A 15,225-nucleotide genomic window follows, 5' to 3' on the forward strand; every position below is an offset into this window, starting at 1 on the left:
CCTCCCGGACGTGGGAGGATCGGGGGTGGCGGGCCAGGGCCGCGCACCTGGTCGAGCCGTCGCCGTACGCGAGGACGCGCGTGCGCAGCAGTACGAGGGCGCGAGCACTGAGGAGCACCGTTGAGCAGGTTGCGCTGGCTGACCGCGGGGGAGTCCCACGGTCCCGCACTCGTGGCGACGCTGGAGGGTCTTCCCGCCGGCGTGCCGATCACCACGGAGATGGTGGCGGACCACCTGGCCCGGCGCCGGCTCGGCTATGGACGCGGTGCGCGCATGAAGTTCGAGCGCGACGAGGTCACCTTCCTCGGCGGCGTCCGGCACGGCCTCACCCTCGGTTCCCCGGTCGCGATCATGGTGGGCAACACCGAGTGGCCCAAGTGGGAGCAGGTCATGTCGGCCGACCCGATCGACCCGGAGATCCTCGCCGGCCTCGCCCGCAACGCCCCGCTGACCCGCCCGCGCCCCGGCCACGCCGACCTCGCGGGCATGCAGAAGTACGGCTTCGACGAGGCCCGGCCGATCCTGGAGCGGGCGTCCGCCCGGGAGACCGCGGCCCGTGTCGCCCTCGGCGCCGTCGCCAGGTCGTACATCAAGGAGACGGCCGGCATCGAGATCGTCTCGCACGTCGTGGAGTTGGCTTCCGCGAAGGCGCCGCAGGGTGTGTACCCGACCCCGGCGGACGTCGAGAAGCTGGACGCCGACCCGGTGCGCTGCCTGGACGCGGACGCGTCGAAGGCGATGGTCGCGGAGATCGACCAGGCCCACAAGGACGGCGACACCCTCGGTGGTGTGGTCGAGATCCTGTCCTACGGGGTGCCGGTGGGTCTGGGCTCGCACGTGCACTGGGACCGCAAGCTGGACGCCCGGCTGGCGGGTGCGCTCATGGGCATCCAGGCCATCAAGGGCGTGGAGATCGGCGACGGCTTCGAGCTGGCACGGGTGCCGGGGTCGAAGGCGCACGACGAGATCGTGAACACCGACGAGGGCATCCGGCGCACGTCGGGCCGCTCCGGCGGCACCGAAGGCGGGCTGACCACCGGTGAGCTGCTGCGGGTGCGTGCCGCGATGAAGCCGATCGCGACCGTGCCGCGGGCCCTGCAGACCGTGGACGTGGCCACCGGCGAAGCGACGCAGGCGCATCACCAGCGCTCCGACGTGTCCGCGGTTCCGGCCGCCGGAATCGTCGCCGAGGCCATGGTGGCCCTCGTCCTCGCGGACGCGGTGGCGGAGAAGTTCGGCGGCGACTCGGTGACCGAGACCCGCCGCAACGTGCAGTCGTACCTCGACAACCTGGCGATCCGATGATCGCTCCCCAGGTGGTTCTCGTCGGCCCGATGGGGGTCGGCAAGTCGACCGTCGGGCAGCTGCTGGCCGAGCGTCTCGGCGTCGGCTACCGGGACACGGACGACGACATCGTCGCCGAGCAGAGCCGCACGATCGCCGAGATCTTCGTCGACGAGGGCGAGCCCGCCTTCCGTGCGATCGAGAAGGCCGCCGTGCACAAAGCACTGGCCGAGCACGACGGGGTACTCGCCCTGGGCGGCGGCTCCATCCTGGACGCGGACACGCGCGCCCTGCTGGCCGGGCGGCGGGTCGTCTACCTCTCGATGGATGTCGAGGAGGCGGTCAAGCGCACCGGGCTGAACGCGGCTCGTCCGCTGCTGGCCGTCAACCCGCGCAAGCAGTGGCGGGAGTTGATGGAGGCGCGCCGCTCGTTGTACGAGGAGGTCGCCACGGTGGTCGTGGAGACCGATGGCCGTACGCCCGAAGAGGTCGCCCAAGTCGCCCTCGACGCTTTGGAGTTGAAGGAAGCATGAGCGAGGCAGTCACCCGGATCCAGGTGGGCGGTACCGCGGGCAGCGACCCGTACGAGGTCCTGGTGGGTCGTCAACTGCTGGGCGAGCTGGGCGGGTTGATCGGGGAGAAGGCCAAGCGGGTGGCCGTGATCCACCCCGAGGCGCTCGCCGAGACCGGTGACGCGGTGCGCGCCGACCTGGCCGGGCAGGGCTTCGAGGCCGTCGCCATCCAGGTGCCGAACGCGGAGGAGGCCAAGACCGCCGAGGTCGCCGCCTACTGCTGGAAGGCGCTGGGGCAGTCCGGGTTCACCCGCTCCGACGTCATCGTCGGCGTCGGCGGCGGCGCCACCACGGACCTCGCCGGCTTCGTGGCCGCCACCTGGCTGCGCGGGGTGCGCTGGATCGCGATCCCGACCACCGTGCTTGCCATGGTGGACGCGGCGGTCGGCGGCAAGACCGGCATCAACACCGCCGAGGGCAAGAACCTGGTGGGCTCCTTCCACCCGCCCGCCGGTGTGCTGTGCGACCTGGCCGCTCTGGAATCCCTCCCGGTCAACGACTACGTCTCCGGGCTCGCCGAGATCATCAAGGCCGGCTTCATCGCCGACCCGGTGATCCTGGAGCTGATCGAGGCCGACCCGCAGGCCGCCCGCACCCCGGCCGGCCCGCACACCGCCGAGCTCATCGAGCGCTCCATCCGGGTCAAGGCCGAGGTCGTCTCGTCCGACCTGAAGGAGTCGGGCCTCCGGGAGATCCTCAACTACGGCCACACGCTCGCGCACGCCATCGAGAAGAACGAGCGCTACAAGTGGCGGCACGGCGCCGCGGTCTCGGTCGGTATGCACTTCGCCGCCGAACTCGGCCGTCTCGCGGGCCGGTTGGACGACGCCACGGCCGACCGGCACCGCGCCGTCCTGGAATCCGTGGGCCTGCCGCTGCACTACCGCTACGACCAGTGGCCCAAGCTGCTGGAGACCATGAAGGTCGACAAGAAGTCCCGCGGCGACCTGCTGCGCTTCATCGTCCTGGACGGCCTGGCCAAGCCGACCGTCCTGGAGGGCCCCGACCCGGCCGTCCTGCTCGCCGCGTACGGCGAAGTGGGCGAGTAAGTCCGCCGGAGCGCCATCCGTCCGATTTGCCTTACGGGCATGGGCACTTCGGGCCGTCCCCGGCCGTTCACCAAACGGCGGCCGGGGAAGGTACCGTTCGGTAGCGAGCGGGATTCGCACCCCGCTGCCAGCGCCAATTGCCTGTACGAGACGGAGTGGCACCGGATGCAGCACGCAGTGGGTTCTCCGCTGCCGCCGCCCCACGAGCCGGGGCACGGACCGGCCGCCGGCTGGTCGCCGGCCGCGCACCACCCGGGCCCGCATCAGGCGGGCCCGCCCCAGGGCTCGGCACCCGCGCCCCCGCCACCCCCGGCGCCGGGCTACCCCCAAGTGCCCTCGACACCGGGGCCGCCCGCACCGCAGCACACTCCGCCCCCGCCGGCACCGGACACCACCGGCCACGTCCCGCTGCCGCCCGGCGGCCCCGTCGCCATGCCCAGCGCACCGCCGGCCACGACAGCGCCCGACCCGACGAGCACGACCCTCGCGGTGCTGCTCATCGGCCCCGCGGGCGCCGGCAAGACGAGCGTCGCCAAGTACTGGGCGGGCCACCGCCGGGTCCCCACCGCCCACATCAGCCTCGACGACGTACGCGAATGGGTCCGCTCGGGCTTCGCCGACCCGCAGTCGGGGTGGAACGACAACTCGGAGGCGCAGTACCGCCTGGCCCGTCGCACCTGCGGCTTCGCCGCGCGCAACTTCCTGGCCAACGGCATCTCCTGCATCCTCGACGACGCCGTCTTCCCCGACCGCCCGGTCGTCGGCCTCGGCGGCTGGAAGCGCCACGTGGGCCCCGGCCTTCTCCCGGTCGTCCTCCTCCCCGGCCTGGAGATCGTCCTGGAACGCAACGCGGAACGCTCAGGAAACCGCCGCCTCACCGACGAGGAGGTGGCCCGCATCCACGGCCGCATGGCGGGCTGGTACGGCTCGGGCCTCCCGATCATCGACAACTCCCAGCTGGACGTACCGCAGACGGCGAGGGTCCTGGACGACGTACTGGCACGGTCGATAGCGAGCCCGCCTCAGTGGTGAACGCAGGGGACTGACCCGCACTGAAGCGGCGCGGGGCCGTGGCGATGTGCGGCTCCGGCGCGCGGGCGCGACAAGACCCCACCGACCGGCACCCGGCGCACGACATCTAGGGGCACCCCCGTCCCCCGATCGGCACCAGAACCGGCACAAATCGCCCAAGCCTCCTACGCTCATCTCATGTCAGAGGTGTACGCGACCCGCCGAGCTCGGCTGAGGGCATGCTGCAATGCCGGCGGCAGCCAAGCCGCCCTGATCTCCCGCCCCGCCAACGTCCGCTACCTGGCGGGAGCCGCCCCGCACGGCGCTGTCCTGCTCCTGGGCAGGGCCGAGGACCTGATGTTGCGCGCCGGTCCGCCCGACGACCCCCCGACCGAGGGCCGCCCGGACGAGGCACTGCGCGTGCAGACCCTCCCCGGCAGCGAAGGCGACCCGGCCGTCGCCGCGGCCGGCCTCGCCGTGAGCCAGGGCGCCGAATCCCTCGCCGTGGAGGAACACCACCTCACCGTGGCCCGGCACCGGGCGATCCGCTCCGTCGCGCCCCGGATCCGCATCGCGGACACCGGCGGAGCCGTCGAGCAGCTCAGGGTCGTCAAGGACGAGGAGGAGATCTCCTGCCTGCGCATCGGCGCCGAGATCGCCGACCAGGCCCTCGGTGAACTCCTGGAGTCCATCCTCGTCGGCCGCACCGAACGGCACCTGGCCCTCGAGCTGGAGCGGCGCCTCGTCGACCACGGCGCCGACGGCCCCGCGTTCCCGACCTCCGTCGCCACCGGCCCCAACGCCGGAAGGCGAGGCCACCGGCCCACCGACCGCCGTGTGGAGGAGGGCGACTTCCTCTCCGTCTGCCTGGGCGCCGCTTACCGCGGCTACCGCTGCGAGATCGGCCGCACCTTCGTCATCGGCACGTCTCCCGCGGACTGGCAGATCGACCTCTACGACCTCGTTTTCGCCGCCCAGCGCGCCGGACGGGAGTCGCTGGTGCCCGGCGCGGCCTGCCGCGATGTGGACCGCGCGGCACGTCAGGTACTGGACTCCGCGGGGTACGCGGAGGGGCTCCCGGCACTGACGGGGCACGGTGTGGGGCTCGAAATCGACGAGGAGCCGCAGTTGGCCCCTGCGGCCATGGGTAAACTGGACGCTTGCGTGCCGGTCACCGTCGAACCGGGGGTCCACCTCCCGGGCCGGGGCGGCGTCCGGATCGATGACACGCTCGTCGTCCGCCCCGAGGCGGACGGCGGACCCGAGCTACTCACCATCACGACCAAGGAGCTGCTCGCACTCTAGGCAGGTGCGTGCGCCGGGGTCGTCCACGTCAGTCCAGGAGATTCCGCAACCGTGGCTTCCACGAACGACCTCAAGAACGGCCTGGTGCTCAAGCTCGAAGGCGGCCAGCTCTGGTCCGTCGTCGAGTTCCAGCACGTCAAGCCCGGCAAGGGCCCGGCCTTCGTGCGCACCAAGCTGAAGAACGTGCTCTCCGGCAAGGTCGTCGACAAGACGTTCAACGCCGGCGTCAAGGTCGAGACGGCCACTGTCGACAAGCGCGACATGCAGTTCTCGTACATGGACGGCGAGTACTTCGTCTTCATGGACATGGAGACCTACGACCAGCTCATGGTCGACCGCAAGGCCGTCGGCGACGCCGCCAACTTCCTCATCGAGGGCTTCACGGCCACCGTGGCGCAGCACGAGGGCGAGGTGCTCTTCGTCGAGCTGCCGGCCGCCGTCGAGCTCGTCGTCCAGGAGACCGAGCCGGGCCTGCAGGGTGACCGCTCCACCGGCGGCACCAAGCCCGCCACCCTGGAGACCGGCCACCAGATCAACGTCCCGCTCTTCATCACCACCGGTGAGAAGATCAAGGTCGACACCCGTACGAGCGACTACCTCGGCCGGGTGAACAGCTAACCGTGGCTGCCCGCAACACGGCCCGCAAGCGAGCCTTCCAGATCCTCTTCGAGGGCGATCAGCGCGGCGCCGATGTCCTGACCGTCCTCGCGGACTGGATCCGGCTCTCCCGGGGCGACACCCGGCAGCCGCCGGTGAGCGAGTACACGATGCAGCTGGTCGAGGGCTACGCGAAGCATGCGAAGCGCATCGACGAGCTGATCGCGCAGTACTCGGTCGGCTGGACGCTCGACCGGATGCCGGTCGTGGACCGCAACATCCTGCGCCTCGGCGCCTACGAGCTGATCTGGGCCGACGAGACCCCGGACGCCGTCGTGCTGGACGAGATGGTGCAGCTGGCGAAGGAGTTCTCCACGGACGAGTCGCCCGCGTTCGTCAACGGCCTGCTGGGCCGATTCAAGGAGCTGAAGCCCTCGCTGCGCCGGGACGAGGCGTAAGCCGAGGCGTAGGAGGCAGACACTGCCAGGGGGCCCGCAGCGTGACTGCTGCGGGCCCCCTGGCGTTCCCGTACCTCCGAGGCCCCCGAAGGCCGCAGAAAGCCGCCGGGGTGGCCGGAACCGTGAAGTTCCGGCCACCCCGGCGGCACGTTTCTGCTGAAGACTGTCAGGCCGTGTCAGACCTCTTCATGGGCGACCGCGCGGCGCGCGTCCGCGTCCAGCACGCCCCAGCTGATCAGCTGCTCGGTGAGAACCGAGGGGGACTGGTCGTAAATGACGGCGAGTGTGCGCAGGTCGTCCTGGCGGATCGACAGCACCTTGCCGTTGTAGTCACCGCGCTGCGACTGGATCGTGGCCGCGTACCGCTGCAGGGGGCCTGCCTTCTCGGCCGGCACGGTCGCCAGCCGCTCCAGGTCCAGGACCAGCTTCGGCGGCGGCTCGGCGGCACCGCCCGGGGTGGTGCCGGGCAGCAGCTCCTGCACCGGGACCCCATAGAAATCCGCCAGTTCGGCGAGGCGCTGTACGGTCACGGCACGGTCGCCGCGCTCGTACGAACCGACCACGACCGCCTTCCAGCGTCCCTGGCTCTTCTCCTCGACACCGTGGAGGGAAAGGCCCTGCTGGGTGCGGATGGCCCGGAGCTTGGCCCCGAGCTGTTTGGCGTATTCGCTGGACATATAGCTCCCCGGACACTGTGTCGACGCGGCCGCAGCGTTTCCGAGCCGCGCGTCTGGTAACTCACTGTGAGGTTACGCAGCGTGACTCTTGTGCGTCAAGCCGAATGGTCCACACCGACGCTTCCGTGGCCGCGGTGGCCGATTACGCCAAGGGGGTGATCAGGGGTGTCGTCCGGGCCTGCTACCGTGGATGGCGCAAATCCGACGTCCTTTAAGGTCCGTCCCGTGAGGCGGAGAAGGGGGTCCGTTTCGTATGGACAAGCAAGACAAGCAGGACACGCAGGCGTCCGATGCCCGGCCCGTTCTCGAAGGCCCCGACATCGCGCGGGTGTTGACCCGCATCGCCCACGAGATCGTCGAGCGCGCCAAGGGCGCCGACGACGTGGTGCTCCTCGGCATTCCGACCCGAGGGGTCTTCCTCGCCCAGCGGCTCGCCGCCAAGCTCGAGGAGATCACCGACCGGAAGATCCCGGTCGGTTCGCTCGACATCACCATGTACCGCGACGACCTGCGCATGCATCCGCCGCGTGCGCTGGCCCGCACCGAGATCCCCGGTGACGGCATCGACGGCCGCCTGGTCGTCCTCGTCGACGACGTGCTCTTCTCCGGCCGCACCATCCGCGCCGCCCTCGACGCCCTGAACGACATCGGGCGTCCGCGCGCGGTGCAGCTCGCGGTCCTCGTCGACCGCGGCCACCGCGAACTGCCCATCCGCGCCGACTACGTCGGCAAGAACCTCCCCACGTCGCTGCGGGAGACGGTCAAGGTCCAGCTCGCCGAGGAGGACGGTCGCGACACCGTGCTGCTCGGTGCCAAGCCGGCCGCTCCGGGCGCGCAGCAGTAGCACTCAGCCGTACGCCCCTGAGTGCGCTCACGCGCGCACGTATGCCCGAATTCTCCTGAACTGCCTTACGGAGCCTGACAGATGCAGCGTCATCTCATCTCGGCCGCCGACCTCACCCGCGACGACGCCGTCCTGATCCTCGACACCGCCGAGGAGATGGCTCGGGTCGCCGACCGGCCGATCAAGAAACTGCCGACCCTGCGAGGCCGCACCGTCGTCAACCTCTTCTTCGAGGACTCCACGCGCACGCGTATCTCCTTCGAAGCCGCCGAGAAGCGCCTCTCCGCGGACGTCATCAACTTCACCGCCAAGGGGTCGAGCGTCTCCAAGGGCGAGTCCCTGAAGGACACCGCCCAGACCCTCGAGGCCATGGGTGTCGACGCCGTCGTCATCCGGCACGGCGCCTCCGGAGCGCCGTACCGGCTCGCCACCTCGGGCTGGATCGACGCCCACGTCATCAACGCCGGCGACGGCACCCACCAGCACCCCACGCAGGCCCTGCTCGACGCCTTCACCATGCGGCGCCGCCTGGTCGGCCGGGACGCCGGGATCGGACAGGACCTGGCGGGCAAGCGGATCACGCTCGTCGGGGACGTCCTGCACAGCCGGGTCGCCCGCTCCAACGTCGACCTGCTGCACACGCTCGGCGCCGAGGTCACCCTCGTCGCGCCGCCCACCCTGGTGCCGGTCGGCGTCGAAACCTGGCCCTGCGAGGTCTCGTACGACCTCGACAGCACCCTTCCCAAGTCCGACGCGGTGATGATGCTCCGCGTCCAGCGCGAGCGCATGAACGCCGCGTTCTTCCCGACCGAGCGCGAGTACTCGCGGCGCTACGGCCTCGACGGCGACCGCATGGCGCGGATGCCCGAGCACGCCATCGTGATGCACCCCGGCCCGATGGTCCGCGGCATGGAGATCACCGCCGAGGTCGCCGACTCGGAGCGCTGCACCGTCGTCGAGCAGGTCGCAAACGGAGTCTCCATCCGGATGGCCGTTCTGTACCTGCTGCTGGGCGGAAACGAGCCCGCCGTCACCCACACCCGTACCGAGGAGAAGTAAGACCCATGAGCAAGATCCTGATCCGTGGTGCGAAGGTGCTCGGCGGCGAGCCGCAGGACGTGCTGATCGACGGCTCGGTCATCGAGGCGGTCGGTACGGGGCTTCCGGCGGAGGGCGCGGAGGTCGTCGAGGCCGGTGGCAAGGTGCTGCTGCCGGGGCTCGTGGACCTGCACACCCACCTGCGGGAGCCGGGCCGCGAGGACTCCGAGACCGTCCTGACCGGCACGCGCGCGGCGGCCTCCGGCGGCTACACCGCCGTGTTCGCCATGGCCAACACCTTCCCGGTCGCCGACACCGCCGGCGTCGTCGAGCAGGTCTGGCGACTGGGCCGGGAGCACGGCTACTGCGACGTACAGCCCATCGGAGCCGTCACCGTCGGCCTGGAGGGCAGGAAGCTCGCCGAGCTGGGCGCGATGCACGAGTCGGCGGCGGGCGTCACCGTCTTCTCCGACGACGGCAAGTGCGTCGACGACGCGGTGATCATGCGGCGGGCGCTGGAGTACGTGAAGGCCTTCGGCGGTGTCGTCGCCCAGCACGCGCAGGAGCCGCGGCTGACCGAGGGCGCCCAGATGAACGAGGGCATCGTCTCCTCCGAGCTGGGGCTCGGGGGCTGGCCGGCGGTGGCCGAAGAATCGATCATCGCCCGGGATGTCCTGCTCGCCGAGCACGTGGGTTCCCGGGTGCACATCTGCCACCTGTCGACCGCCGGGTCCGTCGAGATCGTCCGCTGGGCCAAGTCCCGCGGCATCGACGTCACCGCTGAGGTCACCCCGCACCACCTCCTGCTCACCGACGAGCTGGTGCGCACCTACAACCCGGTCTACAAGGTCAACCCGCCGCTGCGCACCGAGCGGGATGTGTTCGCCCTGCGCGAGGCCCTGGCGGACGGCACGATCGACATCGTCGCCACCGACCACGCCCCGCACCCGCACGAGGACAAGGACTGCGAGTGGGCCGCGGCCGCCATGGGGATGGTGGGCCTGGAGACCGCGTTGTCAGTGGTGCAGGAGACCATGGTGGACACCGGGCTCCTCACCTGGACCGGGGTCGCCGAGCGCATGTCCGCCAAGCCCGCCGAGATCGGGCAGGCGCAGGGGCACGGGCGTCCCGTCTCGGCTGGTGAGCCCGCCAACCTCACGCTCGTCGACACGGAATACCGTGGGTCCGTGGACCCCGCGGGCTTCGCCTCGCGCAGCCGCAACACTCCGTACGAGGGGCGTGAGCTGCCGGGCCGTGTCACGCACACGTGGCTCCGGGGCAAGGCCACGCTCGTCGACGGGAAGCTCACGTGACACCTGTAATCCTGCTGGCGGCCGAGAAGAAATCGGCCGAGGTCACCGACTGGGCCGCCCGCGTCGGCTGGCTCGTCGGACTCGGCCTCTTCATCGCGCTCGTCTACTGGCTGATGCGCGAGGGCTGGAAGTGGCGCGGCACGCTCCAGGGCGACCTGCCCGAGCTGCCCGGCGCGCCGGACGACCCCGGTCCGGTGAAACTGAGCATGAGCGGCCGCTACCACGGCTCCACCACCGCAGGTCAGTGGCTGGACCGCATCGTGGCGCACGGCCTCGGCACCCGCAGCCGGGTCGAGCTCACGCTGTCGGAGGCGGGACTGGACGTCGTACGCCCCGGTGCGGCCGACTTCTTCGTCCCGGCCGCGCAACTGCGTGAGGCCCGGCTCGACAAGGGCATCGCCGGCAAGGTCCTGACCGAGGGAGGCCTGCTCGTGGTGACCTGGGCGCACGGGGAGCGGCTGATCGACTCGGGCTTCCGCTCCGACCACGCGGCCGAGCACACGGAGTGGGTCGACGCCCTGAACCACATGATCAACAAGACGGAAGGCGCACGATGACAACCTCCATCCAGGGAGCTACCTCGCAGAGGTACAAGGCAGTTCCCGCCGTACTCGTCCTGGAGGACGGCCGGATGTTCCGCGGCCGTGCCTACGGGGCCGTGGGGGTGACCTTCGGCGAGGCCGTGTTCTCCACCGGGATGACGGGTTACCAGGAGACCCTCACCGACCCGTCGTACCACCGCCAGGTCGTCGTGATGACCGCCCCGCACGTCGGCAACACCGGCGTCAACGACGAAGACCCCGAGTCGAAGCAGATCTGGGTGGCCGGTTACGTCGTGCGCGACCCCGCGCGCGTGCCGTCCAACTGGCGCTCGCGCCGCTCCCTCGACGAGGAGCTGCGCAACCAGGGTGTCGTCGGCATCTCCGGCATCGACACGCGCGCGTTGACGCGCCATCTGCGCGAGCGCGGCGCCATGCGCGTCGGCATCTTCTCCGGCAACGCGCTGCCCGACGACGGCACCATGCTCGCCGAGGTGCGCCAGGCGCCCGAGATGAAGGGCGCCGACCTCTCCGCCGAGGTCGCCACCAAGGAGGCGTACGTCGTCCCCGCGGTCGGTGAGAAGAAGTTCACCGTGGCCGCCGTCGACCTCGGCATCAAGGGCATGACCCCGCACCGCATGGCCGAGCGCGGCATCGAGGTGCACGTGCTGCCCGCCACGGCCACCGCCGAGGACGTGTACGCCGTGCAGCCCGACGGCGTGTTCTTCTCCAACGGCCCGGGCGACCCGGCCACCGCCGACCACCCGGTCTCCGTCATGCAGGCGGTCCTTGAGCGTGGCACCCCGCTCTTCGGCATCTGCTTCGGCAACCAGATCCTGGGCCGCGCCCTCGGCTTCGGCACCTACAAGCTGAAGTACGGCCACCGAGGCATCAACCAGCCGGTGCAGGACCGTACGACCGGCAAGGTCGAGGTCACCGCGCACAACCACGGCTTCGCCGTCGACGCCCCGCTCGACAAGGTCTCCGAGACCCCCTTCGGCCGTGCCGAGGTCTCCCACGTCTGCCTGAACGACCAGGTCGTCGAGGGCCTGCAGCTCCTCGACCGCCCGGCCTTCAGCGTCCAGTACCACCCCGAAGCGGCAGCAGGCCCGCACGACGCCGCCTACCTGTTCGACCGCTTCGTATCCCTGATGGAGGGCCAGCGTGCCTAAGCGCACCGATATCCAGTCCGTCCTGGTCATCGGCTCCGGCCCGATCGTCATCGGCCAGGCCGCCGAGTTCGACTACTCCGGCACCCAGGCGTGCCGCATCCTGCGCGCCGAGGGGCTGCGCGTCATCCTGGTCAACTCCAACCCGGCGACGATCATGACCGACCCGGAGATCGCCGACGCCACGTACGTCGAGCCGATCACCCCGGAGTTCGTCGAGAAGATCATCGCCAAGGAGCGCCCGGACACCCTGCTGCCCACCCTGGGCGGTCAGACGGCCCTCAACACGGCGATCTCGCTGCACGAGGCGGGCACCCTCGACAAGTACGGCGTCGAGCTGATCGGCGCCAACGTCGAGGCCATCAACAAGGGCGAGGACCGCGACCTCTTCAAGGACGTCGTCGAGGCCGTCCGCCAGAAGATCGGGCACGGCGAGTCCGCCCGCTCGGTCATCTGCCACTCCATGGATGACGTCCTGGGCGGCGTCGAGACGCTCGGCGGCTACCCGGTCGTCGTCCGCCCGTCCTTCACCATGGGCGGCGCCGGCTCCGGCTTCGCGCACGACGAGGAGGAGCTGCGCCGCATCGCCGGCCAGGGCCTCACGCTCTCCCCGACCACCGAGGTGCTCCTGGAGGAGTCCATCCTCGGCTGGAAGGAGTACGAGCTGGAGCTGATGCGCGACAAGCACGACAACGTCGTGGTCGTCTGCTCCATCGAGAACTTCGACCCCATGGGCGTGCACACCGGCGACTCGATCACCGTCGCCCCCGCGATGACGCTGACCGACCGCGAGTACCAGATCCTGCGCGACATCGGCATCGCCGTCATCCGCGAGGTCGGCGTCGACACCGGTGGCTGCAACATCCAGTTCGCGGTGAACCCCGAGGACGGTCGTGTGATCGTCATCGAGATGAACCCGCGCGTGTCGCGCTCCTCGGCCCTCGCGTCCAAGGCGACCGGCTTCCCGATCGCCAAGATCGCGGCCAAGCTCGCCGTCGGCTACACGCTGGACGAGATCCCGAACGACATCACGCGGGAGACCCCGGCCTCCTTCGAGCCGACGCTCGACTACGTGGTGGTGAAGGCCCCGCGCTTCGCCTTCGAGAAGTTCCCGCAGGCCGACTCCACGCTGACGACGACCATGAAGTCGGTCGGCGAGGCCATGGCGATCGGCCGCAACTTCACCGAGGCCTTCCAGAAGGCGCTGCGCTCCCTGGAGAAGAAGGGCAGCCAGTTCACGTTCGTGGGCGAGCCCGGCGACAAGGCCGCTCTCCTGGAGGAGTCCGTCCGTCCCACCGACGGCCGGATCAACACCGTCATGCAGGCCATCCGCGCGGGCGCCACGCAGGAGGAGATCTTCGAGTTCACGAAGATCGACCCCTGGTTCGTCGACCAGCTCTTCCTGATCAAGGAGATCGCGGACGAGCTCGCCGAGGCGCCGAAGCTCAACCCCGACCTGCTGGCCGAGGCCAAGCGGCACGGCTTCTCCGACCAGCAGATCGGCGAGATCCGCGGCCTGCGCGAGGACGTCGTGCGCGAGGTGCGGCACGCCCTGGGCATCCGCCCGATCTACAAGACGGTCGACACCTGCGCCGCCGAGTTCGCGGCCAGCACGCCGTACTTCTACTCGTCCTACGACGAGGAGACCGAGGTCGCCCCCCGCGAGAAGCCCGCGGTCATCATCCTGGGCTCCGGCCCCAACCGCATCGGCCAGGGCATCGAGTTCGACTACTCGTGCGTGCACGCGTCCTTCGCGCTGAGCGACGCCGGGTACGAGACCGTGATGGTCAACTGCAACCCGGAGACCGTCTCCACGGACTACGACACCTCCGACCGCCTGTACTTCGAGCCGCTGACGCTGGAAGACGTGCTGGAGATCGTCCACGCGGAGCAGCAGGCCGGCCCGGTCGCGGGTGTGATCGTGCAGCTCGGCGGCCAGACCCCGCTGGGCCTCGCGCAGGCGCTGAAGGACAACGGCGTGCCGATCGTGGGCACCTCGCCGGAGGCCATCCACGCGGCCGAGGACCGCGGCGCCTTCGGGCGGGTCCTCGCGGAGGCCGGGCTCCCGGCCCCCAAGCACGGCACCGCCACCACTTTCGCCGAGGCCAAGGCCATCGCCGACGAGATCGGCTACCCGGTCCTCGTCCGGCCGTCGTACGTCCTCGGCGGGCGCGGCATGGAGATCGTCTACGACGAGACCCGGCTGTCGTCCTACATCGCCGAGTCGACCGAGATCAGCCCGTCGCGGCCGGTCCTCGTCGACCGCTTCCTCGACGACGCCATCGAGATCGACGTCGACGCGCTCTACGACGGCACCGAGCTCTACCTCGGCGGCGTCATGGAGCACATCGAGGAGGCCGGCATCCACTCCGGCGACTCGGCGTGCGCGCTGCCCCCGATCACCCTGGGCGGCTTCGACATCAAGCGCCTGCGGGCCTCGACCGAGGCCATCGCGAAGGGTGTCGGCGTCCGCGGCCTGATCAACATCCAGTTCGCGATGGCGGGCGACATCCTCTACGTCCTCGAAGCCAACCCGCGCGCGTCCCGCACCGTCCCCTTCACCTCGAAGGCGACCGCGGTGCCGCTGGCGAAGGCCGCCGCCCGGATCTCGCTGGGCGCGACCGTCGCCGAACTGCGCGCGGAGGGGCTCCTTCCGGCGAACGGCGACGGCGGTGAACTCCCGCTCGACGCGCCGATCTCCGTCAAGGAGGCCGTCATGCCGTGGTCGCGCTTCCGTGACATCCAGGGGCGTGGCGTCGACACGGTCCTCGGCCCGGAGATGCGCTCCACCGGCGAGGTCATGGGCATCGACTCCGTCTTCGGCACTGCCTACGCCAAGTCGCAGGCGGGCGCCTACGGTCCGCTGCCGACCAAGGGCCGAGCGTTCATCTCGGTCGCCAACCGCGACAAGCGCTCGATGATCTTCCCGGCGCGCGAGCTGGTCGCCCACGGCTTCGAGCTGCTCGCCACCTCCGGCACCGCCGAGGTCCTCAAGCGCAACGGCATCAACGCCACCGTCGTGCGCAAGCAGTCCGAGGGCACCGGCCCGAACGGCGAGAAGACCATCGTCCAGCACATCCACGACGGCGAGGTCGACCTCATCGTCAACACCCCCTACGGCACCGGTGGCCGCCTCGACGGCTACGAGATCCGAACGGCGGCCGTGGCGCGGTCCGTGCCCTGCCTGACGACGGTGCAGGCGCTCGCCGCCGCCGTCCAGGGCATCGACGCCCTCAACCACGGTGACGTGGGCGTCCGTTCGCTCCAGGAACACGCGGAACACCTGACCGCGGCCCGCGACTAGCAGCCCTTGAGGGGGACACCGGAAACGGTGTCCCCCTCTTCATGAGGTCACCTGCGACTTCAAGA

Annotated in this window: 14 protein-coding genes; 13 read left to right on the forward strand and 1 reads right to left on the reverse strand. The window is 70.5% G+C overall.

Translation table 11 applies throughout. From position 1 onward, the window contains the following. Nucleotides 1–120: 120 nt before the first annotated feature. From aroC to nusB, 7 genes are all read left to right on the forward strand, one after another. Nucleotides 121–1,305 (forward strand): chorismate synthase, encoded by a 1,185-nt coding sequence (gene aroC / locus OG303_RS40515; protein ID WP_405874888.1) that lies wholly within the window; start codon nt 121–123, stop codon nt 1,303–1,305. Further along, on the forward strand, nt 1,302–1,817 hold the full coding sequence (locus OG303_RS40520) for a shikimate kinase (protein WP_405874889.1): 516 nt from the start codon (nt 1,302–1,304) through the stop codon (nt 1,815–1,817). Before aroC ends, OG303_RS40520 begins: the two co-directional genes overlap by 4 nt. Continuing rightward, nucleotides 1,814–2,905, forward strand: coding sequence for a 3-dehydroquinate synthase (gene aroB / locus OG303_RS40525; RefSeq protein ID WP_405874890.1), 1,092 nt, complete (start codon nt 1,814–1,816; stop codon nt 2,903–2,905). The genes OG303_RS40520 and aroB overlap by 4 nt, the downstream gene beginning before the upstream one ends. A 165-nt stretch (nt 2,906–3,070) precedes the next feature. Next, the gene (locus OG303_RS40530) at nt 3,071–3,937 is read left to right on the forward strand and encodes a Pro-rich N-terminal domain-containing protein (protein WP_405874891.1); all 867 of its coding nucleotides are present in this window, start codon (nt 3,071–3,073) and stop codon (nt 3,935–3,937) included. A 177-nt stretch (nt 3,938–4,114) separates the two neighbouring features. Then, nucleotides 4,115–5,221 carry an aminopeptidase P family protein gene (locus OG303_RS40535; RefSeq protein WP_405874892.1) on the forward strand — a complete coding sequence of 369 codons (1,107 nt, stop codon included), beginning with the start codon at nt 4,115–4,117 and terminating at the stop codon, nt 5,219–5,221. A gap of 51 nt (nt 5,222–5,272) precedes the next feature. Next, complete coding sequence (efp, locus tag OG303_RS40540; protein ID WP_020128856.1) at nt 5,273–5,839, forward strand: elongation factor P; 567 nt, start codon at nt 5,273–5,275, stop codon at nt 5,837–5,839. A 2-nt stretch (nt 5,840–5,841) separates the two neighbouring features. Further along, complete coding sequence (gene nusB, locus OG303_RS40545; protein ID WP_405874893.1) at nt 5,842–6,276, forward strand: transcription antitermination factor NusB; 435 nt, start codon at nt 5,842–5,844, stop codon at nt 6,274–6,276. Between the two features lie 176 nt (nt 6,277–6,452). Here nusB and bldD read toward each other — a convergent pair whose 3' ends face one another. Further along, complete coding sequence (gene bldD / locus OG303_RS40550) at nt 6,453–6,953, reverse strand: transcriptional regulator BldD (RefSeq protein ID WP_030946861.1); 501 nt, start codon at nt 6,951–6,953, stop codon at nt 6,453–6,455. Nucleotides 6,954–7,206: 253 nt separating this feature from the next. Here bldD and pyrR point away from each other — a divergent pair, with 253 nt between their 5' ends. The 6 genes from pyrR to carB all read left to right on the forward strand — a co-directional run bounded on the left by pyrR (nt 7,207) and on the right by carB (nt 15,160). After that, a complete protein-coding gene (gene pyrR / locus OG303_RS40555; protein WP_405874894.1) occupies nt 7,207–7,797 on the forward strand; it encodes a bifunctional pyr operon transcriptional regulator/uracil phosphoribosyltransferase PyrR in 591 nt (196 codons plus the stop codon). Nucleotides 7,798–7,878: 81 nt separating this feature from the next. Further along, nucleotides 7,879–8,856 (forward strand): aspartate carbamoyltransferase catalytic subunit, encoded by a 978-nt coding sequence (locus OG303_RS40560; protein ID WP_405874895.1) that lies wholly within the window; start codon nt 7,879–7,881, stop codon nt 8,854–8,856. Between the two features lie 5 nt (nt 8,857–8,861). Further along, complete coding sequence (locus tag OG303_RS40565) at nt 8,862–10,148, forward strand: dihydroorotase (RefSeq protein WP_405874896.1); 1,287 nt, start codon at nt 8,862–8,864, stop codon at nt 10,146–10,148. Beyond that, the gene (locus OG303_RS40570) at nt 10,145–10,705 is read left to right on the forward strand and encodes a hypothetical protein (protein WP_405874897.1); all 561 of its coding nucleotides are present in this window, start codon (nt 10,145–10,147) and stop codon (nt 10,703–10,705) included. Before OG303_RS40565 ends, OG303_RS40570 begins: the two co-directional genes overlap by 4 nt. Next, the gene (gene carA, locus OG303_RS40575; RefSeq protein WP_405874898.1) at nt 10,702–11,859 is read left to right on the forward strand and encodes a glutamine-hydrolyzing carbamoyl-phosphate synthase small subunit; all 1,158 of its coding nucleotides are present in this window, start codon (nt 10,702–10,704) and stop codon (nt 11,857–11,859) included. Before OG303_RS40570 ends, carA begins: the two co-directional genes overlap by 4 nt. After that, the gene (gene carB / locus OG303_RS40580) at nt 11,852–15,160 is read left to right on the forward strand and encodes a carbamoyl-phosphate synthase large subunit (protein ID WP_405874899.1); all 3,309 of its coding nucleotides are present in this window, start codon (nt 11,852–11,854) and stop codon (nt 15,158–15,160) included. The genes carA and carB overlap by 8 nt, the downstream gene beginning before the upstream one ends. Nucleotides 15,161–15,225: the final 65 nt, after the last annotated feature.

This window comes from Streptomyces sp. NBC_00005 (assembly GCF_045160215.1).
GTDB lineage: Bacteria > Actinomycetota > Actinomycetes > Streptomycetales > Streptomycetaceae > Streptomyces.